This is a genomic window from Ruegeria sp. CDSA246, from assembly GCF_059611225.1.
In genome coordinates this window covers 106,759-129,748 of the sequence record NZ_JBXWPD010000008.1, presented here as the reverse complement: position 1 = coordinate 129,748, position 22,990 = coordinate 106,759, and the positions used below count along the sequence as shown (strand labels likewise).

Annotated in this window: 24 protein-coding genes and 3 tRNA genes; 18 read left to right on the top strand and 9 right to left on the bottom strand. The window is 56.7% G+C overall.

What is annotated here, in order from left to right; all coding sequences use genetic code 11:
• The first annotated feature begins 171 nt into the window (after positions 1-171).
• Both AC2FI9_RS12175 and AC2FI9_RS12170 read left to right on the top strand, forming a co-directional pair.
• The gene (locus tag AC2FI9_RS12175; RefSeq protein WP_108859440.1) at positions 172-396 is read left to right on the top strand and encodes a DUF1127 domain-containing protein; all 225 of its coding nucleotides are present in this window, start codon (positions 172-174) and stop codon (positions 394-396) included.
• A gap of 374 nt (positions 397-770) precedes the next feature.
• Entirely contained in the window at positions 771-1,061 is a 291-nt protein-coding gene (locus tag AC2FI9_RS12170; RefSeq protein ID WP_496734148.1) for a DUF1330 domain-containing protein, read from the top strand.
• A 3-nt stretch (positions 1,062-1,064) separates the two neighbouring features.
• Here the strand turns inward: AC2FI9_RS12170 and AC2FI9_RS12165 are convergent, their stop codons facing one another.
• A complete protein-coding gene (locus tag AC2FI9_RS12165) occupies positions 1,065-3,461 on the bottom strand; it encodes an ATP-dependent helicase (protein WP_496767949.1) in 2,397 nt (798 codons plus the stop codon).
• A gap of 181 nt (positions 3,462-3,642) precedes the next feature.
• On the opposite strand from AC2FI9_RS12165, the gene AC2FI9_RS12160 reads away from it, so the two are divergent.
• From AC2FI9_RS12160 to AC2FI9_RS12145, 4 genes are all read left to right on the top strand, one after another.
• On the top strand, positions 3,643-5,427 hold the full coding sequence (locus AC2FI9_RS12160; protein WP_496768106.1) for a sensor domain-containing diguanylate cyclase: 1,785 nt from the start codon (positions 3,643-3,645) through the stop codon (positions 5,425-5,427).
• A 39-nt stretch (positions 5,428-5,466) separates the two neighbouring features.
• On the top strand, positions 5,467-6,624 hold the full coding sequence (locus AC2FI9_RS12155; RefSeq protein ID WP_496767947.1) for an alpha-hydroxy acid oxidase: 1,158 nt from the start codon (positions 5,467-5,469) through the stop codon (positions 6,622-6,624).
• A gap of 124 nt (positions 6,625-6,748) precedes the next feature.
• Positions 6,749-10,186 (top strand): pyruvate carboxylase, encoded by a 3,438-nt coding sequence (locus tag AC2FI9_RS12150; protein WP_496767945.1) that lies wholly within the window; start codon positions 6,749-6,751, stop codon positions 10,184-10,186.
• Positions 10,187-10,262: 76 nt separating this feature from the next.
• Positions 10,263-10,646, top strand: a complete 384-nt coding sequence (locus AC2FI9_RS12145; RefSeq protein ID WP_496724367.1) for an MAPEG family protein — start codon at positions 10,263-10,265, stop codon at positions 10,644-10,646.
• A gap of 15 nt (positions 10,647-10,661) precedes the next feature.
• Here AC2FI9_RS12145 and AC2FI9_RS12140 read toward each other — a convergent pair whose 3' ends face one another.
• Positions 10,662-10,814, bottom strand: a complete 153-nt coding sequence (locus AC2FI9_RS12140; protein WP_496767942.1) for a hypothetical protein — start codon at positions 10,812-10,814, stop codon at positions 10,662-10,664.
• Positions 10,815-10,963: 149 nt separating this feature from the next.
• Here AC2FI9_RS12140 and AC2FI9_RS12135 point away from each other — a divergent pair.
• From AC2FI9_RS12135 to AC2FI9_RS12120, 4 genes are all read left to right on the top strand, one after another.
• A tRNA-Gly gene (locus tag AC2FI9_RS12135) sits at positions 10,964-11,038 on the top strand.
• A gap of 35 nt (positions 11,039-11,073) precedes the next feature.
• Positions 11,074-11,148: transfer RNA gene (locus AC2FI9_RS12130), tRNA-Gly, on the top strand.
• 85 nt (positions 11,149-11,233) lie between these two features.
• Positions 11,234-12,100 carry a GNAT family N-acetyltransferase gene (locus tag AC2FI9_RS12125; RefSeq protein ID WP_496738051.1) on the top strand — a complete coding sequence of 289 codons (867 nt, stop codon included), beginning with the start codon at positions 11,234-11,236 and terminating at the stop codon, positions 12,098-12,100.
• 55 nt (positions 12,101-12,155) lie between these two features.
• A complete protein-coding gene (locus AC2FI9_RS12120) occupies positions 12,156-12,758 on the top strand; it encodes a hypothetical protein (protein WP_496767941.1) in 603 nt (200 codons plus the stop codon).
• Between the two features lies 1 nt (position 12,759).
• Here the strand turns inward: AC2FI9_RS12120 and AC2FI9_RS12115 are convergent, their stop codons facing one another.
• Positions 12,760-12,999 (bottom strand): Lrp/AsnC family transcriptional regulator, encoded by a 240-nt coding sequence (locus AC2FI9_RS12115; RefSeq protein WP_496767940.1) that lies wholly within the window; start codon positions 12,997-12,999, stop codon positions 12,760-12,762.
• 153 nt (positions 13,000-13,152) lie between these two features.
• Between AC2FI9_RS12115 and hisB the strand changes: the two genes are divergently transcribed.
• Both hisB and hisH read left to right on the top strand, forming a co-directional pair.
• The gene (hisB, locus tag AC2FI9_RS12110; RefSeq protein ID WP_496738054.1) at positions 13,153-13,740 is read left to right on the top strand and encodes an imidazoleglycerol-phosphate dehydratase HisB; all 588 of its coding nucleotides are present in this window, start codon (positions 13,153-13,155) and stop codon (positions 13,738-13,740) included.
• Positions 13,741-14,379: an imidazole glycerol phosphate synthase subunit HisH gene (gene hisH / locus AC2FI9_RS12105; RefSeq protein ID WP_496767938.1), complete on the top strand. Its 639-nt coding sequence runs from the start codon at positions 13,741-13,743 to the stop codon at positions 14,377-14,379.
• Between the two features lie 4 nt (positions 14,380-14,383).
• On the opposite strand, the gene AC2FI9_RS12100 is transcribed toward hisH, so the two are convergent.
• Positions 14,384-14,785 (bottom strand): DUF2147 domain-containing protein, encoded by a 402-nt coding sequence (locus AC2FI9_RS12100; RefSeq protein ID WP_058274317.1) that lies wholly within the window; start codon positions 14,783-14,785, stop codon positions 14,384-14,386.
• A gap of 134 nt (positions 14,786-14,919) precedes the next feature.
• Here AC2FI9_RS12100 and hisA point away from each other — a divergent pair, with 134 nt between their 5' ends.
• A complete protein-coding gene (hisA, locus tag AC2FI9_RS12095) occupies positions 14,920-15,639 on the top strand; it encodes a 1-(5-phosphoribosyl)-5-[(5-phosphoribosylamino)methylideneamino]imidazole-4-carboxamide isomerase (RefSeq protein ID WP_496767936.1) in 720 nt (239 codons plus the stop codon).
• Here the strand turns inward: hisA and AC2FI9_RS12090 are convergent, their stop codons facing one another.
• Positions 15,640-16,086, bottom strand: a complete 447-nt coding sequence (locus tag AC2FI9_RS12090; RefSeq protein ID WP_496724353.1) for a DUF302 domain-containing protein — start codon at positions 16,084-16,086, stop codon at positions 15,640-15,642.
• Between the two features lie 417 nt (positions 16,087-16,503).
• Here AC2FI9_RS12090 and AC2FI9_RS12085 point away from each other — a divergent pair, with 417 nt between their 5' ends.
• The 4 genes from AC2FI9_RS12085 to AC2FI9_RS12070 all read left to right on the top strand — a co-directional run bounded on the left by AC2FI9_RS12085 (position 16,504) and on the right by AC2FI9_RS12070 (position 20,423).
• Positions 16,504-18,543 carry a spermidine synthase gene (locus AC2FI9_RS12085; protein WP_496767934.1) on the top strand — a complete coding sequence of 680 codons (2,040 nt, stop codon included), beginning with the start codon at positions 16,504-16,506 and terminating at the stop codon, positions 18,541-18,543.
• A gap of 156 nt (positions 18,544-18,699) precedes the next feature.
• Positions 18,700-19,461: an imidazole glycerol phosphate synthase subunit HisF gene (gene hisF, locus AC2FI9_RS12080; RefSeq protein WP_170383233.1), complete on the top strand. Its 762-nt coding sequence runs from the start codon at positions 18,700-18,702 to the stop codon at positions 19,459-19,461.
• Complete coding sequence (locus AC2FI9_RS12075; protein WP_496767932.1) at positions 19,458-19,775, top strand: phosphoribosyl-ATP diphosphatase; 318 nt, start codon at positions 19,458-19,460, stop codon at positions 19,773-19,775. The genes hisF and AC2FI9_RS12075 overlap by 4 nt, the downstream gene beginning before the upstream one ends.
• 72 nt (positions 19,776-19,847) lie before the next feature.
• Positions 19,848-20,423 carry a hypothetical protein gene (locus AC2FI9_RS12070; protein WP_496767930.1) on the top strand — a complete coding sequence of 192 codons (576 nt, stop codon included), beginning with the start codon at positions 19,848-19,850 and terminating at the stop codon, positions 20,421-20,423.
• 3 nt (positions 20,424-20,426) lie between these two features.
• Here the strand turns inward: AC2FI9_RS12070 and AC2FI9_RS12065 are convergent, their stop codons facing one another.
• From AC2FI9_RS12065 to rlmB, 4 genes are all read right to left on the bottom strand, one after another.
• Positions 20,427-20,897, bottom strand: coding sequence for a CoA-binding protein (locus AC2FI9_RS12065; protein WP_496767929.1), 471 nt, complete (start codon positions 20,895-20,897; stop codon positions 20,427-20,429).
• Positions 20,898-21,095: 198 nt separating this feature from the next.
• Positions 21,096-21,548, bottom strand: a complete 453-nt coding sequence (locus AC2FI9_RS12060; protein ID WP_282151636.1) for a YHS domain-containing (seleno)protein — start codon at positions 21,546-21,548, stop codon at positions 21,096-21,098.
• A 104-nt stretch (positions 21,549-21,652) separates the two neighbouring features.
• The gene (locus tag AC2FI9_RS12055) at positions 21,653-21,967 is read right to left on the bottom strand and encodes a hypothetical protein (RefSeq protein WP_496768104.1); all 315 of its coding nucleotides are present in this window, start codon (positions 21,965-21,967) and stop codon (positions 21,653-21,655) included.
• The gene (gene rlmB, locus AC2FI9_RS12050; RefSeq protein WP_496767927.1) at positions 21,948-22,721 is read right to left on the bottom strand and encodes a 23S rRNA (guanosine(2251)-2'-O)-methyltransferase RlmB; all 774 of its coding nucleotides are present in this window, start codon (positions 22,719-22,721) and stop codon (positions 21,948-21,950) included. The genes AC2FI9_RS12055 and rlmB overlap by 20 nt, the downstream gene beginning before the upstream one ends.
• 116 nt (positions 22,722-22,837) lie before the next feature.
• Here rlmB and AC2FI9_RS12045 point away from each other — a divergent pair.
• A tRNA-Tyr gene (locus AC2FI9_RS12045) sits at positions 22,838-22,921 on the top strand.
• Positions 22,922-22,990: the final 69 nt, after the last annotated feature.

Below are 22,990 nucleotides of genomic sequence, written 5' to 3'. Positions count from 1 at the left end.
TTATTTTACTGCCCCTTCCCAACCCTCATCGACAACCAGTTGATATCTATGCACTTGCTGCATAGCAGCATTGACGTTGTCGGGTATTGTGCAATTGCAGCATTTGCTTATTTTCAGTCTCAAGCAAGCGCCGGACAACACCGGCAACAACGAATACATCGAGTAAAGCAAATGGCTGCAGCAACACATAACACCGCGCTCAAAGGCGCACCGGCAACTAGCCTGGCTTCGCTATTCGAGGCGGCAAAGACCCGGTTCATCCAATATCGCGTCTATCGCCAGACAGTTCACGAACTGTCTGATCTGTCGAACCGCGAACTGGCTGATCTGGGGCTTCACCGCTCGATGATCCGCCGCCTGGCTCAGCAAGCGGCCGAAGAACACGTCGCACGTTAAGCGACACAGAAACACCGAGATCAGGTCCTTCCTCCTCCCTTTTGGACCTGTATTTCAGCGGCGGCATCTCTCCTCCTCCCTGATGTCGCCGCCCCTAATACCGGCCCTGATCGCCGGAAGCAGACACACCGGGTACTCCTCCTCCCTTTCCCGGTGTTGAAAGCGCGCGGCGACGTCTCTCCTCCTCCCTGACGTCGCCGCGTCTTCCTCATACCGGGATCAAACCCGGGTTCGGATACATCGGGGCTCTCCTCCTCCCTGCCCTGATGTTGAAAAGAACGGCGGTTCCCTCTCCTCCTCCCTGCGAACCGCCGTTTTTGTTTTTCGTACCGAGATGTAAACTGAAGCCCTGACCAGAATTTCAGGAGTTTCCGATGGCCGCATATTTCATCGCCCAGATTTCCATTCACGACCCTGACGGGTACCAGAAATACCTTGAAGGTTTCATGCCGATCTTTGACCGGCACGGAGGTCGCCTGCTGACGATATCCTCCAAGCCCGTGGAACTGGTCGAGGGCGTATGGCCCGAAGACGGAATTGTGTTGATGGAGTTCCCATCTCTTGCTGCGGCCAAGGCGTGGAAAGACGACCCAGACTATATCAAGCTGGCGGAAATTCGGCACAAAACCGCGACGGCGAACATGGTACTGGTTGAAGGGCTATAGCGTTTAGAACGGCACATCATCCTTGGCGGACAGAAAGCGAGAAACCACTTTTTTCAATCCAGCTTTTTCGAAATCGACCTCAACCTTGTCACCTTCGATGCCGATCACCGCGCCATAGCCGAATTTCTGATGAAACACGCGCTCGCCAAGGGTGAAACTGGCAACAGCAGTCGTGTCGATCACCGTATTGCGGCTTTCGCGGGGTTGGGACGTTCCATACTGCCCCTGCCGGGCCTGCAACCGCCGCCAACCGGGCGAGTTATAGACATTGGCCTCGGCCGCACGGGTTTCGATACCGGCAGTCGGCTGACCACCCCCGTACAGCCCTGGCGGCGTCAGAACTTCGACATGATCTTCAGGCAACTCGTCAATGAACCGCGACGGCATCGCGTTTTGCCATTGACCAAACACCCGACGATTGGCCGCAAAGGAGATCGTACAGATCTCTTCCGCGCGGGTGATGCCCACATAGGCCAATCGCCGTTCTTCTTCGAGGCCCTTGATCCCGGATTCGTCCATTGATCTCTGTGACGGGAACAGCCCGTCTTCCCACCCCGGCAAGAACACGGCCGGAAACTCAAGCCCCTTTGCCGCGTGCAGCGTCATGATGGAAACCTTGGCCCCGTCACCCTCTTGCTCATTGTCCATGACCAGGCTGACATGCTCAAGAAACCCTTGCAGATTCTCAAAGTTGTCCAGCTGATTGACCAATTCCTTGAGGTTTTCCAACCGACCCGGAGCTTCGGGTGTTTTTTCGTTCTGCCAGTGTGCCGTGTAGCCGGATTCGTCCAATATGATCTGTGCCAGTTCGATATGTGAGACCTCGGGCTCACCAAACCGCATCGGAGCGGAGCCGTCATCAATCACAGAATCATCGTCGACTTCGATCCGGGGCCCGCGCGTCATCGCGTTCCAACGCGCCAACCCGTCGATCAACTCGCGTAGTGCTTTGCCGCCTTTGCCTTTGATCAGCCCATTATCGACAGCGATCCGGGCGCCATCGACCAGCGACACGCCATTTTCCCGCGCCGTCATCTGAATCGTCTGCTGCGCCTTGTCACCCAGCCCGCGTTTCGGAGTATTCACGATCCGCTCGAATGCCAGATCGTCACCGGGGCTGACCACCAGCCGGAAATAGGCCATCGCGTCGCGGATCTCCATCCGCTCATAGAATCGTGGGCCGCCTATGACCTTGTAGGGCAGACCGATGGTCAGAAAACGGTCCTCAAACGCGCGCATCTGATGGCTGGCCCGCACGAGAATCGCAATTTCATCCAGATTAAAGGGCCGCGCACCACGCGTTCCCCCCTGCATCGCGTCGATCTCTTCACCGATCCAGCGGGCCTCTTCCTCGCCATCCCAATGACCGATCAGGCGGACCTTTTCTCCGTCCTGCGCATCGGTCCACAACTCCTTACCCAGCCGACTCTCATTGCCACGGATAACATTGGACGCCGCCGCCAAGATATGGGGGGTCGAGCGATAGTTCTGCTCTAACCGAACGACATAAGCCCCTGGAAAATCCTTTTCAAACCGCAGGATGTTGCCCACTTCGGCCCCGCGCCAGCCATAAATTGACTGATCGTCATCTCCCACACAACAAATGTTCTTGTGCGCCCCGGCCAGCAGCCTCAACCACAGATATTGGGCAACGTTGGTATCCTGGTATTCGTCCACAAGGATGTAGCGGAACCAACGTTGATATTGCTCCAACACATCCTGATGGGTCTGGAAGATCGTGACCATGTGCAACAGCAGGTCGCCAAAATCCACCGCGTTCAGCTCGCGCAGCCGGGTTTGGTACTGAGCGTAGATCTCAATTCCCTTGTGGTTATAGGCACCGGAATCGGCAGCAGGCACCTTGTCGGGCGTAAGCGCCCGGTTCTTCCAGTCATCGATGATGCCGGCCAACATCCGCGCAGGCCAGCGTTTGTCATCGATATTGGCCACCTGAATCAGCTGTTTGAGCAGCCGCAACTGATCATCCGTATCCAGAATGGTGAAATTCGATTTCAGATCGACCAGTTCCGCGTGCCGTCGCAGCAGCTTGACGCAGATCGAGTGGAATGTGCCCAGCCACGGCATCCCCTCGGCTGGTTGCCCCAACAAACGGCCCACGCGGTTCTTCATCTCGCGCGCAGCCTTGTTGGTAAAGGTAACGGACAAAATCTCATTCGGGCGCGCCCGCCCGGTGCTGAGCAGATGCGCGATTCGGGCTGTCAGTGCCTTGGTCTTCCCAGTGCCTGCACCGGCCAGCATCAGGACAGGACCGTCCAACCTCTCGACCGCGTCGCGCTGCGCCGGGTTCAGCTCATCCAGATAAGGCATGGGGCGCGCGGCCATGGCGCGCGCGGACAGGGATGCGCCCTCAAAGGCGTCCATTTCGTCGAAACTGCTCATCTTTCCAAACTACGCTGGATGTTGGCCGAGGGAAAGGGTTTGTTCACCCCTTGTTCGCACAGATTTTGTTACACCTTTACGATCAATTCTAATCAAGCGACTTGGACTGAGAACGGGTTCATTAACCATCTGTAAAACACCCGCCGCGATGATCAGTAAATTGCTGTGGGAGCGCGAAGGTATGACTCAGGATAATCGGGGGGCCGTAAATCACCGGCTGAAATGGATCGGTATCAGCATGTTGCTGATTTCTCTGGCAATTGGATGCGGTTGGGGAATTTACAAATTGCCTGCGCCGCTGGTCGACGGGATGCTAAAGGTCGACATTCTCAAGCAGGCCGAACTGTGGAAGCGCCGCGTCGTCTTGCATCTAGAGGACCCCGAGACCGCGCTTAAGACGGGCGTGATTGATGCGCATGACGCCGAATTTCTGGCCGCGATGCCCGAAGCTTCTGATGTTTACCGCTTCAAATTGCTCGACTCGAATGGGCGTGTCACCTGGTCGACTCGTCCGACAGAGGTAGGCAGTGTTGAAACCCGGGATTTCTTTCGCAGCGACGTTGCCAGAGGAATGATTCACTACATTCAGGAAGTTGTTCCACTGTCCGAGATCGACGGGCTTGATCTGCATACCGACAACATCCTGAACGCGACGCAACATCATGTCGCCGAAGTCTTTATGCCGGTGGCCAAGAATGGGCGTTTCATCGGCGCCATCGAATTCTTTACTGATATCTCCGACTTGCGCACCACGTTCATCTCGCGGCTTAGGATTTCTTTGACCGTTCTAAGCGGCATCGCCCTGCTTGCGCTTGTTGCCGTGTCCTTTGCCAGCTACAGGGCGAACCGCTTGCAATTGCAGGCCCTGCAAAAACAATCCGCAAAAGAGCGTGATCTGATGGAAGATCAGCTGCGCCTGGCCCGCGAAGTCCGATTGCTGGGCGAATTGAACGAGTGGTTGCAATCCAGCCGATCCTTGGACGAGCTGTTCGATATGGTCTCGCGCTTCATGACCCATATCCTACCCGAGGCTGAGGGCAGCGTTTACGTGTATTCCAACTCGCGCGACGTCCTGGATGGCTGTGCCAGTTGGAATGGCGGGACCCATAAGGCGCACATCCACCCCGAAGGGTGTTGGGGGCTTCGGCGTGGCCGAACCTATGAATACGGCGCGTCTGAGATCGACTTTGTCTGTGAACACGCCGAACCACATGACGGACGGCCCTATTTCTGCTTTCCAATTCTGGCGCATGGGGAGACGGTCGGCCTTCTGCATCTCCGCGCCCTTGAAGGGACAGATGAGGCGTTTCACACGAGTAAAAAGCTAGCACAGCTCAGCGCTGAACAGATTAGCATGGCGATTGCCAATGTACGGATGCGCGATCAGTTGCACGACCAGTCCGTCCGGGACCCCTTGACCGGGCTGTTCAACCGGCGGCATATGCTTGAAACCCTGCGCAAATCAATCAACCGCAGCCAGCAAACCGGCGCACCGCTCAGCCTGATTGCCGTAGATGTGGATCATTTCAAGAAATTCAACGACACCCATGGGCATGATGCCGGTGACATGGTGTTGCGTGCAGTTGGTGCCGCTTTGGAACAGAGCTGCGACCGGGACGAGGTTGCCTGTCGCATCGGTGGCGAAGAATTCATGCTGATCCTGCCCGACAACACATCTGACGATGCGGTTACGCGTGCCGAACAATTGCGGCAAGCGGTCGAGGCCGTCTCGGTGCGCTACGGTGAGAAATCCCTACCCCGTATCACGATCTCGGTTGGGGTTTCGCATTATCCGGCGCATGGCACCATGCCACAGGATCTGATGCGCGCCGCCGATGATGCGCTATATAAGGCAAAAGATAAAGGTCGCAATCAAGTTCAGGTCGCCGGCAGCGAGGATGACACACGGCAGATTTCAAAGCTCAAAAAGCCAATAAAAGCCGTTAGCGGGCAATCAACGGCTTAAAATCCTTGCCGAATCGCACCTTAGGTCCGATCAATCCCCATGGACCTTCATAGTCGTTTTCCCGGCATCGCCGATCTGAAACACCGCGCCCAGCGCAGGATACCTCACTTTGTATGGGAGTATCTGGACAGCGGAACCGGGGTTGAGGCCACGCTGCGCCGCAATCGCAACGGTTTGGACCGCGTCGGTTTCCTGCCGTCGATCCTGCATGGACCATTGGAATTTGACACTTCGACCGAGTTCCTGGGTCAGACCTACCCATTACCGTTCGGCGTTGCCCCGATCGGTATGGCCGGCCTGATTTGGCCTGATGCCGAAGCTCATCTTGCCCGCGCTGCCGCAAGCGCCGGTCTGCCGTTTACCCTATCCAACGTTGCCTGCCTAAGCCCCGAGGACGTCGCGCCGCATCTGGGTGACAACGCGTGGTTTCAGCTTTATCCGCCAAAGGACCCGGACATTCGCAAGGACTTGCTGGATCGGGTTCGGAACGCTGGTTTTACGACGCTGGTGATGACGGCAGACGTCCCGGTTGCATCCCGGCGCGAGCGCCAAACACGCTCGGGTCTGACCAATCCACCGCGGTTGACGCCACGCCTTCTGGCCCAGATCGCGATGCGGCCGGAATGGGCGCTCGGAATAGCGCGCAGCGGGCCGCCGCGGATGCGGACACTGGACAAGTATACGGACAACTCCAGCAACCTGCCCCCGACAGCCCATGTTGGGTACCTGCTGCGGACGTCCCCGGATATGGAATATGTGCACTGGCTGCGCGATGCCTGGGATGGCCCGCTGATCGTGAAAGGCGTCCAGCGTCCTGAAGATGCCGAACCGTTGCAGCAAGCGGGAGTGGACGCTCTCTGGCTTTCGAATCACGGCGGTCGGCAATTTGATGGTGCCCCGGCCAGCATCGAAGCCCTGCCCACCATCCGTGCGGCTACGGACTTGCCCCTTATCTTCGACAGTGGGGTCGAAGGTGGTTTGGACATATTGCGTGCTAAGGCCCTTGGCGCCGATTTCGTGATGATGGGGCGCGGCTTCATGTATGCCCTCGCCGCCCTGGGTGCCAAAGGCCCTGCCCACCTCATCGACATTTTGCGGCAGGACATGCACGCAAACATGGGCCAATTGGGCGCCGAGTCGCTGAATCACCTTCCGCCCACTACACCGCTTGTTCATGCCGCGATGCAGCGCTATTAGAAAGATAGCGCTAACAGGGGGCGTTTGCGAGCGTTAACATGCCGGTTCTACCCAGAACGACTGATATACGTACGCGTATTGTCCGCCTATCAACACGGCCAAACAAGTAGGACCGGGACCCGACATGACTGATTTCAACAAGATCCTGATCGCCAACCGCGGCGAAATTGCCATCCGCGTGATGCGCGCCGCCAATGAGATGGGCAAACGCACCGTTGCCGTCTTTGCCGAAGAGGACAAGCTGGGCTTGCATCGCTTCAAGGCGGACGAGGCCTATCGCATCGGCGAAGGCATGGGGCCTGTTGCCGCCTACCTAAGCATCGATGAGATCATCCGCGTCGCTAAAGAGTGCGGAGCAGATGCGATCCACCCCGGCTATGGCTTGCTGTCCGAGAACCCGGACTTTGTTGATGCCTGCGTTCAGAACGGCATCACCTTCATCGGTCCCAAAGCCGAAACCATGCGTGCACTGGGCGACAAGGCCAGCGCACGCCGCGTGGCCATCGCGGCAGGTGTGCCGGTGATTCCGGCGACCGAGGTGCTGGGCGATGACATGGATGCGATTCGCGCCGAAGCGAAGGAAATCGGCTATCCTATGATGCTCAAAGCCTCCTGGGGCGGCGGTGGACGCGGCATGCGCCCGATCCTGTCAGAAGATGAACTGGAAGAGAAAGTTCTGGAAGGCCGTCGCGAAGCCGAAGCCGCGTTCGGCAATGGCGAGGGCTATCTGGAGAAAATGATTATCCGCGCCCGCCATGTCGAGGTGCAGATCTTAGGCGACAAGCATGGTGAGATCTATCACCTGTACGAACGCGACTGCTCGGTCCAGCGCCGGAACCAAAAAGTTGTCGAACGCGCCCCTGCCCCTTACTTAAACGAAGATCAACGCGCCGAGATCTGTGAGCTGGGCCGCAAAATCTGCGCGCATGTGAATTATGAATGCGCAGGCACGGTTGAATTCCTGATGGATATGGAAACCGGCAAGTTCTACTTCATCGAAGTGAATCCGCGCGTGCAAGTCGAACACACGGTTACTGAAGAAGTCACCGGTATCGACATCGTTCAGGCTCAGATCCTGATCGCCGAGGGCAAAACCCTAGCCGAAGCCACGGGTGCTGCCAGCCAGGCAGACGTGCATCTAACCGGCCACGCGTTGCAGACCCGGATCACTACCGAAGATCCGCAAAACAACTTTATCCCCGACTATGGCCGCATCACTGCGTATCGCTCGGCTACCGGCATGGGCATCCGTCTGGACGGTGGTACGGCTTATGCAGGCGGGGTGATCACGCGGTACTATGACTCGCTGCTGACCAAGGTGACCGCCAAGGCACCAACGCCCGAAGCGGCGATTGCCCGGATGGACCGCGCCCTGCGCGAGTTCCGTATTCGCGGCGTCAGCACCAATATCGACTTTGTCATCAACCTGCTGAAGCACCCGACTTTCCTGTCGAACAAGTATACGACCAAATTCATCGATACGACGCCGGACTTGTTCTCCTTTAAGCGCCGCCGCGACCGGGGCACCAAGGTTCTGACCTATATCGCCGACATCACGGTGAATGGTCACCCCGAGACCAAGGACCGCCCAGAACCACGCGCCGATCTTAAAGACGCAAAGCCTCCGGCACCGAAGTCCGAACCGCAGATGGGCGCACGCAACCTGCTGGAACAAAAAGGCCCGCAAGCCGTTGCTGATTGGATGAAGGCGCAGCGCCAGCTTCTGATCACCGACACAACCATGCGCGACGGCCACCAGTCTTTGCTGGCGACCCGGATGCGGTCGATCGACATGATCAAGGTCGCGCCAACCTATGCAGCTAACCTGCCGCAGTTGTTCTCGGTCGAATGCTGGGGCGGTGCAACTTTCGACGTGGCCTATCGGTTCCTGCAAGAATGCCCTTGGCAGCGTCTGCGCGACCTCCGCGAAGCGATGCCGAACCTGATGACCCAGATGCTGTTGCGCGGTGCGAACGGGGTCGGCTACACCAATTACCCTGACAACGTTGTGCAAGAGTTCGTACGTCAAGCATCGCAGAACATCGATGTGTTCCGTGTGTTCGACTCGTTGAACTGGGTTGAGAATATGCGCGTCGCGATGGACGCCGTGGTTGAGAACGGCAAAATCTGTGAGGGCACCGTCTGTTACACCGGTGATATTCTGGACCCGGACCGCGCCAAGTATGACCTGAAATACTATGTCGGCATGGCGAAAGAACTGCGCGATGCGGGTGCTCATATTCTTGGCCTCAAGGACATGGCGGGGCTATTGAAACCAGCCTCGGCGCGCATCTTGATCCGTGCACTGAAGGAGGAGGTTGGGCTACCGATCCACTTCCACACACACGACACAGCCGGCATCGCCAGCGCGACCATCCTGGCCGCATCCGAGGCAGGTGTGGACGCGGTGGATTGCGCGATGGACAGCTTTAGTGGCAACACATCACAGGCGACTTTGGGCACAGTGGTCGAAGCGCTGCGGCATACCGAGCGTGACACCGGGCTGGACATCAAATCCATCCGCGAGATCAGCGATTATTTTGAGGCGGTCCGCGGGCAATATGCGGCCTTCGAATCCAGCCTGCAGGCTCCGGCTTCTGAGGTCTACTTGCACGAGATGCCCGGCGGTCAGTTCACCAACCTCAAGGCGCAGGCGCGTTCGCTGGGGCTGGAAGAACGTTGGCACGAGGTCGCTCAGATGTATGCTGACGTGAACCGGATGTTCGGTGACATCGTGAAGGTGACACCGTCATCCAAGGTGGTCGGTGACATGGCGCTGATGATGGTCAGCCAGAACATGACCCGTGAACAGGTCGAAGACCCGAATACAGATGTGGCCTTCCCCGACTCGGTGGTCGACATGATGCGCGGCAATCTGGGTCAACCTCCGGGCGGTTTCCCCGACACCATCGTCAAGAAGGTGCTCAAGGATGAAGCCCCTAACACCAATCGCCCCGGCAAAGACGTCCCAGCAGTCGACTTGGAGGCGACCCGGGCGGACTTGTCCAAACAGCTTGAGGGCAAAGAAGTCGATGATGAGGATCTGAACGGCTATCTGATGTATCCCAAGGTGTTCCTTGACTACATGGGGCGCCACCGGGCTTACGGACCTGTACGCACACTTCCCACGCGCACCTTCTTCTATGGCATGGAACCGGGCGAAGAGATCACGGCTGAGATAGACCCCGGAAAAACGCTGGAAATCCGCTGTCAGGCCATCGGTGAGACCGATGAAAAGGGCGAGGTCAAAGTGTTCTTTGAGCTCAACGGCCAACCGCGCGTGATCCGGGTTCCAAACCGTCTGGTGACCTCAACCACGCAGTCCCGTCCCAAAGCCGAGGCGGGCAACCCCAACCACATCGGCGCGCCGATGCCCGGCGTGGTGGCCACCGTTGCCGTGACCGCGGGCCAGGAGGTCAAGGAAGGCGACATGCTGCTGACCATCGAAGCGATGAAGATGGAAACCGGCATCCACGCCGAGCGCGATGCGACGGTCAAGGCCGTGCACGTTCAGCCGGGCAGCCAGATTGACGCAAAGGACCTACTGGTCGAACTGGAATAAACGACCTAACCTTTTCGGGAACAAGGGCCGTTCGGGGAACCGGGCGGCCCTTTTTTGATCCTGAAAGGAGCAGACCATGCTGTCCATCACCCCAGTCTATGCCGCATTGCTGGCACTTCTCTATGTCGCGCTCAGTGTGCGGGTCATCCTGCAGCGCCGCGGCGACAAGATTTCTTACGGCGACGGCGGCAACACCGACATGCTCAAAGTGATGCGCACGCATTCCAACTTTGCCGAATATGCACCGTTTGCCCTGTTACTAATCGCTATGGTCGAGCTGCAGGGCGCCGGTGGCTGGCTGGTCAATCTGTTGGGCCTTGGCATTCTGGCCGGGCGCGTGCTGCATGCCTATGGGTTCGGCCGCAAACCGCAGATTGTGATTCTGCGCCAGATCGGCATGTTGCTGACCTTTGCCGTGATTGTGGTTGCGGCGATAGCCAGCCTTTTGATGGCGCTGTGAACGGGATGGCGGGGATTACCCCGCCAAAATCCGCGTTTCGATTCGAGGGGATCCCGTAAAAATTGATTCGACATCGCCCTTTCGATTCTCACCTTTGCCAGACACCGCGATAGCCAGCAAAATCATCGCCGCCAGGGCCGCCATCTTCAGGTCCTTAATATACGCCATTATTGTCACCTCCACCGTTCTTATTCTTGGATGCTCTGGTTCTTGAACGGTTAAGAGGCGGGCTTCCGTCGCAAAGAATTTTCCTATTTTTTGCTTTTTCCGCTTGCAGGCATGCGTGGGAATTTATACATCCCTCCTCACTCAACGGCGCGGGCGTAGCTCAGGGGTAGAGCATAACCTTGCCAAGGTTAGGGTCGGGCGTTCGAATCGCCTCGCCCGCTCCATTGAGAGACCGAAAGGTCGAAAATATGTATCTGATGCGGGCGTAGCTCAGGGGTAGAGCATAACCTTGCCAAGGTTAGGGTCGGGCGTTCGAATCGCCTCGCCCGCTCCAGATACAAACCTCTCTGAACATGCTGGTTCTTTGTCTGGTGTTGCGGCATTCTCGAATGGCACGCAATCACGACAGAGGTCCGCCGATGCCCGAATATGTTATTCGCGCTTTGACAGAAAACGAAGTTCAAACCGCCGTCGACTGGGCCGGTCAGGAGGGGTGGAACCCGGGCCTGCACGATGCGGTTTGTTTCCGCAGTTCGGACCCAGAAGGATTCAAGGGTGGATTTCTGGATGGGCAGATGATCGCCTCTGCGTCCGCTGTGAATTACGACGATAACTACTCGTTTTTAGGCTTCTATATCGTGCAACCCGAGTATCGCGGATCGGGATATGGGTTACAGGTTGCCGAGGCGGTCAAGGCGCATTGCCAGCACCGGAACATGGGCATGGATGGCGTTGTCGAACAGCAAGACAATTATCGCAAATTCGGGTTCGAGCTGGCCTATGACAATTATCGTTTTTCGGGCACGGTCGGTGAGATTCTAAACCAATTGGGCCGGTCCCTTCACGATCAGATCACACCCCTACGCGCCCTGACGGATCAACTGAAAACGTATGACCGGGGCTTGTTCCCTGCCCCGCGCGACACGTTTCTTCACGCTTGGTTCGGCGCGCCCAGCCACGTCTCTCACGTCTTCGAAGAAGATGGTCAGATCAAGGGCTATGCAACCCTGCGGCGGTGTTTGAGCGGGTACAAGGTGGGCCCCCTGTTTGCGAACAATCCCGAGATCGCAGAGGCCCTTTTGGTGTCGCTGCTGGCGACACTTCCCGCCGATCAGATGGATGCAGAGGTCTTCATCGACATGCCCAACCCCAACGCGCATGCTATGGCAATGGCGCAACAGTTGGGTTTGACCAAAGTGTTTGAAACTGGCCGCATGTATTCCAGCCACGCACCGGACATTGATCTGGACCGGATTTACGGCATCACTACATTCGAATTGGGGTAATTTCATCCCACACTCGACATTCCAAAAGCGCAATTGCAAAAAGGAAATCTACTGAATGCCCAGCGATACCCAAAAGCGATTGCTGCTTGAGATGTTTGAGAATCTGCCGGGCGTGGTTTTCATGCTTTTGTTTCGGGCCACGGATGATATGCGATTGGCTGGGTGGGTCGGCACGGTTCTGGCTGCCTCAGTTTGTGTTACCTATGTCAGGAAAACACTGCCTCCACAGCCAATTTTACTTGGCATCAATCTCTTTATGGTGGCGATCACGCCACTGATCGAATGCCTGATTTTGCTTGGCTATCGCGACACGGCGACGATTTTGACCGGGAACATCGCGACCCTCGTTCTTATGAGCGTGTTTTTGACGGGTGTCATTTTGACGGTTCTTAGAACGAACGGTTTTCTGAACTATCAGACCAACGGCGCGAAACAGAGAAACACACACTCTGCCGTTTTGCTGATTGTCTGCACAATCGGTGTGGTTTGGTCGCAAGTGGCCGGAGACAACTATCTGGTCACGCTTGGTGTTCCGCTGATGGTATTGTTCGGTGTACATCAGTTGCTCCGGGCAGGAACAACTGATCAGCAGGCGCGTAACGGCGCGATTTTGGCATGTGCCGCGCCGCAAGGTTCGGTGTCCGACGTTTCGGCCTGACTCAGAACGCCTTGAAGGTCATAGTGGTCAGCGATCGCTCGATATTCGGGATCACAAGCAGGTTTTCATTGATGAAATGACCGACATCGTCGGGTTCGGGAATGTAGAGCTTGAGCAGCAGGTCATATTCGCCGCTGGTCGAGTAAAGCTCGGAGTGAATCTCGCGCAGCGCGATCTCTTCGGCGACTTTGTAGGTGGTGCCGGGTGTGCAGCGGATTTGAATGAAAACGCAGGTGGACATGATTTGGACCTGTTGGTTGAGTTTCCGGCAGGCTGGCATGGCACGTCACCGGGCGCAATCCCCTGCAACAGATTGCAGTGAAAGCAACGCTTGGTCTGGATAAGCCGACCAATCCCCGTCTATAAGCGCGCCTGTAGCAAAAGGAATTCGCCCATGCGCAGCGCAAAGATCAGCCGTCAAACCGCCGAGACCGAGATTTCGGTCGAGGTCAATCTTGACGGCACCGGCACCTATGACAATCAGACCGGCGTCGGGTTCTTCGATCACATGCTGGACCAACTTGCGCGCCATTCGCTGATCGACATGACGATCAGCGCCAAGGGCGATTATCATATCGACGACCACCACACTGTCGAAGATACCGGTATTGCACTGGGCCAGGCGTTGACGCAGGCCTTGGGCGACAAGAAAGGCATCCGTCGCTATGGCGAGTGCCACTTGCCCATGGATGACGCGCAAGTACGCTGCGCGCTGGATTTATCGGGCCGTCCGTTCCTGATCTGGAACGTGGACCTTCCGACCCCAAAGATCGGCAATTTCGACACCGAACTGGTGCGCGAGTTCTTTCAGGCACTCAGCACCCATGGCGGCATCACCTTGCACATTGACCAAGTGCACGGATTCAACAGCCACCACATTGCCGAGGCTGCCTTCAAGGCCGTCGCGCGCGCATTGCGTCTGGCCGTTGAGACAGACCCGCGCAAAGCTGATGCGATTCCGTCGACCAAGGGCGCGCTGTAAATGCTAACCGCCATTATCGACTACGAAAGCGGCAACCTGCATTCGGCCGAAAAGGCGTTTCAGCGCATGGCGCGCGAGATGGACGCGGGTGAGGTTGTCGTGACCTCAGACGCCGACGTCGTTGCGCGGGCCGACCGACTGGTTTTGCCCGGTGACGGCGCTTTTCCTGCCTGCGCGGCTGAGCTGCGCGGCCACAAAGGCATCTACGACGCGATGGTCGAGGCAGTCGAGCAGAAAGGTCGCCCATTTCTGGGCATCTGCGTCGGCATGCAACTGATGGCCTCTAAAGGCCATGAATACTCCCAGACCGACGGTCTGGGCTGGGTTGCAGGCGATGTGGTGCGGATCGAACCATCGGACAGCGCGCTGAAAGTGCCCCATATGGGCTGGAACGATCTGGTTTTGGAAAGCGACCACCCGGTCTTTGCTGGAGTGCAGTCAGGCGATCACGCCTATTTCGTGCACTCCTACCATTTCCGTGTTATCGATCCGGCACAGCGTTTGGCTTATGTTGAGTATGGGCAGGAGGTCACGGCCGTGATCGGCCGCGACACAATGGTTGGGATGCAGTTTCACCCTGAGAAAAGTCAGGATGTGGGCCTGCGCATGATCGGGAACTTCCTGACCTGGACGCCCTGAGCGGTTACTGAACCCGCGTCCAGTCTTGCCCGCGACACACGAGACCGCCCACAGCACAGCCTTTGACGGTCAGCTTGTTCTGGCTGTCCAGCGTCATTTTCGAGCTGTAGGTCTTGTCCCGGTCCGGGGCCCAAATCTTGCCGCCGCTATAGCTGCCGCCGCCATCGGGCACCATATCCCAGATGATCTGCTTGCCAAGGTTTTCATACGCCAGCTGCTCATTACCGTCTTTGTCAAAGGCGGTGTCGATGGTGCCACAAATCGCGCTGCCGCATTCCGAAATCGAAACGTGTAGATACCCACCGGTATCCCCGGGCTGAGTCTTCCAAAGACCGTCAACCGGATCGGCTGCAAAAGCAGCGCTGGCCAATACCGCAAACCCGGCTGCAAGTGTGAATGTTTTCATGATTTCCTCCCTTATTTCTGCTCAGTCTGGCCCGGCTGGGCAATTCCGGCAAGATTGACTTGGCGTCGCGTTGCATCCCCTGCCCCGCATGTGCGATATCCCGCGCGAACAAATCAGATATAGGGCCGCCTGACATGATCCTCTACCCCGCCATCGACCTCAAAGACGGACAGGCCGTGCGCCTGTTGCGTGGTGAAATGGATAAGGCAACCGTGTTCAACGACGACCCTGCAGCGCAGGCACGGGCTTTTGTCGAGGCAGGGTGCGAATGGCTGCACTTGGTCGACCTGAACGGCGCGTTTGCTGGTGAACCCGTCAACGCCGTCCCGGTCGAGGCCATCCTGAAGGAATGCAACGTGCCCGCGCAGTTAGGTGGTGGCATTCGCGACATGTCCACGATCGAGACATGGATCGACAAAGGTCTGGCGCGCGTGATTCTGGGCACCGTGGCCGTCGAAAACCCCGATCTGGTGCGTGAAGCTGCCAAGGAATTTCCGGGCAAAGTTGCTGTCGGCATCGATGCGCGCGACGGCATGGTGGCCACCAAGGGCTGGGCCGAAGAGACCAACGTGAAGGTCACCGATCTGGCCCGCAGTTTCGAGGACGCAGGCGTTGCGGCCATCATCTATACCGACATTAATCGCGACGGAGCGATGCAGGGGCCGAACATCCGGGCAACGGCAGATTTGGCCCGCGCGGTGTCAATCCCGGTCATCGCCTCGGGTGGGGTCAGTTCGCTGGATGATCTGATCGCCCTGCGTGATTGTGGCGTGGCATTGGACGGCGCGATCTCGGGCCGGGCGCTTTATGATGGCGCGATTGACCTTTCCGAGGCCATTCGCGCCTTAAGCTGATCACTCGGCCGCAACCGAAGTCAGCTTGGCAAGCGCACCGCGCATCTTTTCGATGACAGGTGATTTCTCGACTTCGTCGAGCTCATCCATCGTCTCTTTCGGGTCCTCATAGGCCAGCCAGACCTGCCCGGTCTCGTCTTCGTATGCCTGCACTTTGAGCGGCAGGAAAAGCCCGGCACGTGGATCAATCTGCATCGCGGGTGTACCCAGTGCCGGGTTGCCAAAGATCAGAACCTGATTGGCGGGAATGGTTAGGCCAACCTTTTCCGCACCCGCCGCATGATCGACGCGGGCAAAGACGGTCGCGCCCGCATTGCCAACGGCAGCTTCCAGGGCGTCCATCGCCTCTTGCACCGATTTGTTCGAATTTACCTTGATGATGTCGTCAGCCATGGCAGACATCGCCCCTCCAAAAGTCAAAATTGTTGCCAGTATCAGATTTCGCATATCGGGTTTCCTTTTGTAAATTTCATCCAAATTGTCTCAGCTTTTCGCGAACTTGCAATCACATCTCCGGCATCGGCGAAGCCTTGCCGCGCACCCGAATCTCACAGCTTAGCAACCTGCGCAGACCGTCCCGCATTTGAGAACAATAGCCCATTCTGACAGATATTTTACCAAGCTTGGCCCAAACTTGGTCTTATTTCGCCTGTAGCAGTTTGAAAAATAACTCGAGCAGGGATTGCCACCGTGAGTATTACGAGCACAGAATATTCGAACAATTCTTGGTTCAGAATTGCGATCATATTCAGTTTTTGCGTCACAATTTTTGTCAGCGCATCTCTTCTGTTTTTTGTCCAGCCCCTGTTTGCCAAGCTGGTCCTACCGCAAATCGGTGGCGCTCCTGCGGTTTGGACGACCGCGATGCTGTTCTTCCAAGTGGTTTTAATCTTGGGCTACATTTACGCCCATGTGCTGACGAAATGGATACCTCTGCGCTGGCAGCTTGTTACTCATCTGGTACTTTGGGCGGCTGCGCTGACGTATCTGCCGCTCTCAATAAACGAGGGCTGGAGCTATGACGCATCCAGCTCGACCGCGCTGCAAACCCTTAAGTTGTTTGCCCTGGGTGTCGGCCTGCCATTTGCGGTTCTTTCTGCGAATGCGCCATTGCTTCAGGCGTGGTATTCACGGTCCGGTGGGCCTTCGGCAGACGACCCCTATTTCCTATACAGCGCAAGTAACGTCGGTTCCCTGCTGGCTCTTTTGGCTTTTCCTTTGCTGGCAGACCCCCTTCTGGGTGCCAGTGCGACCAGTAATATTTGGTCCATCGGGTTTGTCATCTTCGGTGGGTTAATGGCGATAAGTGGCCTTATTGCGCTGCGCGGATCGAGCAGCGTCATTGCGCCGATCGCGAGTGAATTCGCGAGCAGCACCCCAAAGCTGAAGCAGATTGCAAAATGGATTGTGATCGCTTTTGTACCCTCATCCCTGATGCTTTCCTTTACCACGAAAGCCAGTACGGATCTGGGTTCAATCCCGCTTATCTGGGTTGTGCCCCTTGCGACCTACCTTCTTTCCTTCATTTTCGCCTTTGCGAAACTGAATTGGCTCAGTGTCAAATCCTTACACATCCCGATGATTTTGGCGCTGGCGATTGGTGTCGTCCTATTTTCCAACCTGATCGACCATCACACGAACCCCATCGTCTTTTTGTTGTACATTCCCATTCTATTCGTAATCGCCTTGTATGCACATAGGTTGCTTTATGAAATGAGACCGCCGGCAGAGCAATTGACAGTGTTCTACATCGCACTGTCGATAGGCGGTGCTTTTGGCGGATTGTTCAATTCCGTCATTGCGCCTTTCGCATTTGCCCTAGAAGTCGAGGCGCAAATGACGCTTATTTTGGCTGGCGGGTTGCTCTTGATCGGGAAAGGCGCAGTTACACCTAGGAATCTGGCATTTGGCCTGCTTATCAGCTACCCGATCCTTTTGTGCTTCGGCATGATCGATGGCATAAACCCTCTTGGAGATGGAGCCTTGCGTGCGGTTGTCGCAACCGCGATGCTGTTGGTTGCACTGATCCTGTTCCGTAATCAACCTGCGCGTATCATAGCCATCATCGCGGCACTTATGCTGCCGGTACTTTGGCCGCAAAAGGACTCGTTGCTTCAGGATCGAAGCTTCTTTGGAACGCACAAGGTATACTCAGAGGCAGGCCTCAGAATGTATCAAAACGGGACCACACTGCACGGTTTGCAGTTGGAATCAGAAATTGGTCAAAAACCTACGCCGAAGTCTTACTACTATCCCAAAGGGCCAATGGCACAGGTCATAACGTCTGAGTTTGGACGAGAAGCCGACAGCATCGGTATTGTCGGCCTCGGAGTCGGTGCTCTTTCCTGCTACAAGCTTCCATTTCAGAAATGGGCATTCTTTGAAATCGACGCCATGGTTGACCAAGTGGCGCGCAATCCTTCCCTTTTCACCTACATCTCGGAATGCGCACCAGATTCGCCAACACACCTTGGTGACGCACGCATTGTCCTGGCGCACACAGATTATTCCTTCGATATTCTCGTCCTGGACGCATACAGCTCTGATGCTATTCCTGTGCATCTGATCACTGAAGAAGCGGTGCGGATGTATACAGAGCGACTGGCTGATGACGGAATAATGGTCTTTCACGTCAGCAACCGGTACTACGATCTGGTCGACCCGCTTGCGCGCATTGCAGACAAACTTGGGTTCCACGCGGCCAAACAGTTCCATCGGGTTGAGCCGGGCGCAAACGAACTAGGCGCATCGGATTCCCAAGTGGTGATTGTCAGCCCAGATCAGAGAAGAGTCGACGGTTTTGTCCAAAATGGAAAATGGCAGTCCGTGGTTTCTGATGGGGGTGAGCCGTGGACGGACGATAAGGCAAACTTGCTGTCCGCGCTCATATTGCTCAAAGACTAGTAGCAAACGCACTAATGTGAGACAGCGTTTTCTTCCAACCGGCAGAAATTCCGCTTTTAAGGTTCAAATGACCCCGCCGTTTTCCTCAAGGTGCCTTTACGGCACTGGAAAAGGCGGCGTTTTGCCGATACAGGTGCGCCAACAAAGGACGCCGGTATGCTGAAAACCCGTATCATTCCCTGTCTGGATGTCGCCGATGGCCGTGTTGTCAAAGGTGTCAATTTCGTTGGCCTGCGTGACGCGGGCGATCCTGTAGAGTCGGCCAAAGCCTATGACGCAGCAGGCGCGGATGAGATCTGTTTTCTGGACATTCACGCCACCCATGAAAACCGTGGCACCATGTTTGATGTGGTTCAACGCACGGCTGAACAGTGTTTTGTTCCGCTGACTGTCGGTGGAGGCGTCCGCACCAAAGACGACGTGCGTGCGCTGCTGTTGGCTGGTGCCGACAAGGTCAGCTTCAACTCGGCCGCTGTCGCCAACCCCGATGTCATCGCCGAAGCTGCAGATCAATTCGGTAGCCAGTGTATTGTCTGCGCCATCGACGCCAAAACCGTCAGCCCGGGCAAATGGGAGATTTTCACCCATGGGGGTCGCAAACCGACCGGCATCGACGCAGTTGAGTTCGCCAAAACCGTTGTCGCCAAAGGGGCCGGCGAGATTCTGTTGACCTCGATGGACCGCGACGGCACCAAAGCCGGGTTCAATCTGCCCCTGACCCGCGCGATCTCAGACGCGGTGGACGTGCCGGTGATTGCCTCGGGCGGCGTAGGCAACCTGGATCATCTGGTCGAAGGTGTGACAGAGGGCGGGGCCAGTGCCGTACTGGCGGCCTCAATCTTCCACTTTGGCGAATACACCATCCGCGAGGCCAAGGAACACATGGCTGCTGCTGGCATCCCCATGAGGCTGACATGAACATCCTGCACGATCTGGCCGCGACGATTGAAGCCCGCAAGGGGGCCGAGCCCGACTCCAGCTGGACCGCAAAGCTACTGGCCAAGGGGCCTGAGAAATGTGCCGAGAAATTCGGGGAAGAGGCTGTTGAGGCCATCATCGAAGCCGTCAAGGGTGACAAAGGTAAACTGACGGCCGAGGCTGCGGATGTCCTCTATCACCTGTTGGTCATGCTGGCCGCGCGGGACGTGGCGCTGGATGACGTTTTGGCCGAGTTGGCCCGACGCCAGGGCACAAGCGGAATCGCGGAAAAGGCATCACGCCCAAAGACCTAAGCGCGGGTTCCGTCCTGCCGCCCTGCCCTGTATAGTCAGGGATCAGTGTGGGACCGACCGAGGAACGCAGGAATGACCAGGGCTCTGGCCAGTGTAATGGCTTTGCTTTCGCTTGTGATGATTACCGCGTGTTCGGCGCCGCCGCGCACGACCGGTGATGAAGTTCAAAGACTGGCAATGGAAATCCGCAGCCTTGGTCCCGACATCGACCCCGAAGAAGCCGACCGCGCAGCCAGCATCGCCTATTCCTATACCGCGCAGTTGGTTCAGGAATACGAAATTACTGACCCGCCGCTGATCCACAATGCCAAGGTCAACAAGGGTCTACGCCCGCGTGGGCTGTGTTGGCATTGGGCCGAGGATATCGAACGTCGACTGAAGCAAGAGAACTTCCAGACCTTGGAATTGCACCGCGCGATAGCAAATGCGGACAATCAGTTCAGAATCGACCACAGCACGGCCATCATCAGCCGCAAGGGTGAGACGATGTATGACGGCGTGGTGCTGGACCCATGGCGGTACGGCGGTGTTCTGTTCTGGTCGCCCTTGGTGGAAGACACCAAGTATGAGTGGGTGCCGCGCAGCGTTGTTCTGGAAAAGCGCCGCCAGGAACAATACGGGGAATTGCTGCCGTATGTCGGCGGCTAACCTTCACAGTCTGGAAGAAATCACTCCGGTCGCGAATCCACCCATGCGCAGCTCACCAAACAGGCGCTGATATTCGATTTTAGGGCAGCGATTCATCACCACATCCACGCCGCGCGCCTGTGCTTTGGCTGCGGCTTCGGGGTGTTCAACGCCGATCTGCATCCAGATCGTGCGTAGGTCGGGAAAAGAAGACAGTGCTTCGTCGACTATTGGCGGAACAGCTTCGGAACGGCGAAAGATGTCAACCATATCGACCGGCTGAGTAATCTCGGACAATGACGCGCGAACGGTCTGCCCGAAAAGTACTTTCCCGGCATGACCTGGGTTCACCGGGATCACCGTGTATCCCTTAAGTGAAAGATACCGCGCGACATAATAGCTGGGCCGCACCGGGTTCATCGAAACGCCCACGACAGCAATCACCTTGGTGCGACGCAGGATGTCTTTCAGGAATGGGTCTGTGTAATTCGGCATGCGGGCACCCTAGACTTGGCGCAGCAAAGAAAAAAGCGCTCAGGTCAAACCTGAGCGCCAGTTGTTGGAACGAGGGACAGTGAAATGACCCGCGGCAGTTCCGTTCCGCGGTCACTGTGACATTTAGGCATAAGTTCAGAGAAAAAAAGAGGGGCGTCGCATTTTTGTGATGACAGCCCGAAGAAGGCGGAAATTCGCCTAGTCTTGATACAGCACCACAGGCCAGTTTTCCTCGGCCATGTGAATGTATTCTGCACGATCTCCGCGCCAGAGCTGCTCAATCTCAGGTGAGTGGGTCAGGTACAGCCGGCCTTCCACCATATCCCAAAGCATCGGATCGGTGCTTTTTAAGATACCTTGCGCCATGGCATAGGCGCAGTAGCCCCCGAACTGAGGGGAAAAGGCGCGAGGATTGCTTTCAAACAGATCGCGATTCTCGGCCGAGGCGAAATGCCACTCGGCCCCTTTCCAGATCACAGAATATTCTGGCAATCCGCGGACCGGCGTTTCCTCAAGAAAATATGAGACAGGGTCGTAGCCGGCCATGACGGCACCGTCCGCCTCATAGAAGACGGGCATGTCCTGTGCTTGGGCGGCAGAAAGAAGGGCAACGGCGGCTATCGCGCCAAGTATGAAACGTTTGATTGGCATCACATGCTCAGGATTACAAATTCAGGGTATCAAAATGCAATCTTTTGTCGCGCGAAACACCCCTATTAACGCGGTTGTGAACGCTCGTGTCGTATTATCCCACGTCAGTCAAAGATATCCTCGACCACATCCCATGCTTCATCAATGACGCGCGCAAAAATCCCCTTTTTCTTCTTTTTCTTTTTGGACTTGTATGCGGTAGCGGTTTTGTAGCTGTCGCGCTTTGGCTTGTCATTGCACAGCTTGCGCTTGGGAACCATCTTGAGGTCATGCAAAGGGGCCCCACAGCTAGAGCAGCTGAGTTCGTGGCGTTGCTTCCCTTTCAGAACCAACGCAGCGCGCGTTCCGCAGTAACAGCAAGTAGCGATTTTGGTCGGGCTGGTAATGGCTCTCTCCTGTCTATCGATGCCTTGAAGCATATAAGGCAATTGCGGCAGCATTTGAGACGTTAAGAGAACCAAACCCACCGGCTGCGTCGATTTTCACCAGTTGATTGACAGTTTCCTTGGTCTTTTGCCGCAGGCCGGGTCCTTCGGCCCCCAGCACCAACGCGACAGGTTGGTCCAGTTTGCCGCCCAACGCCGTCTCGATGGTTTGTTCGGCCTCACCGTCCAGACCCAATACCTGAAAGCCCATGTTCTGCAGCTCGACAATAGTATCCGCCAGATTGCGCACGCGCAGATAGGGCTGACGCTCCAGTGCTCCACTCGCGGTTTTGGCCAGCGCGCCCGTCTCCGGCGCCGAATGGTGCCGCGTACCGATCACGGCACTGGCTCCAAGCACTTCGGCCGAGCGAAGAATCGCCCCGACATTGTGCGGGTCAGTCACGCGGTCCAACAAAATGACTCTCGGATGTTCACGCCCGATGCAGTTTTCGGCCAACCCGCCCCAATCCAGCGGCTTGACCTCAAGCGCAGCCCCCTGATGAACCGAACCGGGATCAATGGGCGCGTTGAACTTGCGCGGGTCGACCATTTCGGCCTCAATCCCTGCAAATTCAATCGCTTCGGCCAGTTTGTCCCGCGCGTTTCGCGTCACGATCAGTTTCAGTTTCTGCCGGTTCGGGTTCATCAAAGCATCCCGAACGGCATGCAAACCGAACAGCCAAACGGTTTCAGACGCCGCAGCTTTGCGCGCCTGTTCCTTTTCAACGACCCACTTGGGTTTCTTCATTTCTTGGGCCTCCGGGCCGGGAATTCGGTTTCCTGCGTCAAAGCCAAATTTTCCTGTTGACGCTTCTTCAAGGCGCTAGTAATCACGCCTCCACGTCAGGTGCAACGCCTGACAGTGGGCGACAGGCCGCAAGGTGTGGCAGGGGACTGTAACTCCCTCGCGGAGACGCACGCCTGGTTCGATTCCAGGGTCGCCCACCACTTTCCAATCACATGCAGATCACTCAATCCAAGCACTTTCGTTTGCGCTGGCCTTCGATTGCGCGGCTC